Below are 2082 nucleotides of genomic sequence, written 5' to 3'. Positions count from 1 at the left end.
CCCACATTCCGCAGATATTCAAGCAGAGGTAAAGGAAGATAGATTTGGCAACAATAAACTCCCAAACGATTGCACTGCAATCGTTTGGGAGTTTTTAGTGTATAATAGATTTCTGCAGTAAAGCAACTCTAAAAATCATGAACCAGCCATTATCGGGGATAAATATCGTAAATTTAGACCACTTGGGAATAGTAGCCGGGATAATAGATGAAATGGAATTGGTAGAAGAAGTCAACAAAAAAGTGGGGATAAGCAACAAAGAAACCCTCAGCCCAGGACAAGTCATGAAAGCGATGATTTTGAACGGATTAGGGTTTTTGAGCGCCCCAATCTACCTATTCGACACATTTTTTGTCGGAAAAGCAACAGAACATCTAATAGGAGAAGGAGTGACCCCTGGACAATTAAATGATGATAGAATAGGCAGAGCATTAGACAAATACCATCAAGCTGGAACGACACAGTTATTCACAGCGATCGCCCTGAAAGCAGCTCATAAATTTCAAGTAGAAATGAACAGGGTTCATCTAGACAGCAGTTCAATATCAGTAGAAGGAGCATACAAAACTCGTCAGGAAAAGAGTCAAGACATTGAAACAGACTCATCAGACCCACCCGATGAAATGAAAGCCATAAAAATCGTTCACGGATATTCAAGAGACAAAAGACCCGACCTCAAACAATTTATCATTGACACCATAGTTAGCGGTGATGGAGACGTACCATTGTATCTCAAAATAGATGACGGAAACGCCGATGACAAAAGCGTTTTTGTAGCCCGACTCAAAGAATTTAAAAACCAATGGACTTTCGACGGAATCTGTGTAGCAGACAGTGCCTTATACACAGCAGAAAACTTATCAGCAATGGCAGGAATGAAATGGATAACCAGAGTGCCATTAAGTATCAAATCAGCCCGACAAAAAATCTCAGCTATCGAAGATAAAGACTGGGAATCAGCTCAAATTAAAGGCTACAAAATAGCAGCCATAACCAGCGAGTATGCCAACATCAAACAAAGATGGATAGTAGTAGAAAGCGATCTCAGAAAACAAGCAGCCCTCAAAAAAATAGCCCAGCAAGTAGAGAAACAATTAGAATCAGCTTCTTCCTCACTACGCAAGCTATTCAGACAAGAGTTTGCGTGTATAGCCGACGCAGAAATCGCGATAAAAAGATTATCAGATACCTGGAAGTATCACCAAATCACAGAAATTGAATGCCGAGAAAAACCAGTCAAAAAATCGACAAGCAAGCAGAAACTAGAGAACCAAACAAATCCAACAGTTTATCAAGTTACGGGTCAAATAGGAACCCGGTTATCAGTAATAGAAGCCGAACAAATCACAGCCGGGAGATTTATATTAGCCACCAACATCTTAGACACTCAAGAGGTGAGCGATCGACAGATACTATCAGAATACAAAGCGCAGCAAAGTAACGAGAGAGGATTTAGATTTATCAAAGATCCATTGTTTTTTACATCAAGCGTATTTGTGAAAAATCCCGAGCGAGTCGAAGCAATAGGAATGATAATGGGACTGTGCTTGTTAGTTTATACCCTAGCGCAAAGGAAATTGAGACAACACTTAGAAGCCACCAATGAGGGAGTCAGAAATCAGGTAAAGAAACTCACCAATAAACCGACAATGCGCTGGATATTTCAGATGTTTCAAGGGGTACATTTAGTGACGGTCAACGGAGATAAGCAAGTCAGTAATTTAACCCAAGACCGTCAAGATGTATTAAAGCATTTAGGACAGTATTGCAGTCGGTACTATTTAATGTTTGCAGGTGGATGACGCTCTCCATTAAGCTGTAAATCTTGGTGAATAATCCACATTTATTAGTCAAGATGATTAGCTCTTGGCGGGATTTATTTTGGCTAAAAAGCTAAGTTATTTCGCGAAGAAAGCGCCATAAATCTATTAAAAAAAGTCAACTATTTCAGTTTAGTTGATTTCGGGAGATTTGACAGGTGCCCGTGACGTTAAAACCGCATAAGTTAAACGGAAAAACTTTTTGACTCCAACTTTTCACAACTGATAAAAAAATTCCACACACATCTGCGGAATGTGGGTT

General features: G+C 39.7%; 1 protein-coding gene. It reads left to right on the top strand.

Annotation, left to right across the window (positions count from 1 at the left end):
* Positions 1 to 137: 137 nt before the first annotated feature.
* Positions 138 to 1802, top strand: a complete 1665-nt coding sequence (locus tag QT979_RS28760; protein WP_333312374.1) for an IS1634 family transposase — start codon at positions 138 to 140, stop codon at positions 1800 to 1802.
* Positions 1803 to 2082 lie beyond the last annotated feature (280 nt).

The organism is Microcoleus sp. w2-18bC1, assembly GCF_036700365.1.
GTDB lineage: Bacteria > Cyanobacteriota > Cyanobacteriia > Cyanobacteriales > Microcoleaceae > Microcoleus.
This window is presented reverse-complemented; position numbering and strand designations above follow the sequence as displayed.

Coding starts and splice junctions, on each gene's coding strand:
- QT979_RS28760 (WP_333312374.1), top strand. CDS start 138: ATGAACCAGCCATTATCGGGGATAAATATCGTAAATTTAGACCACTTG.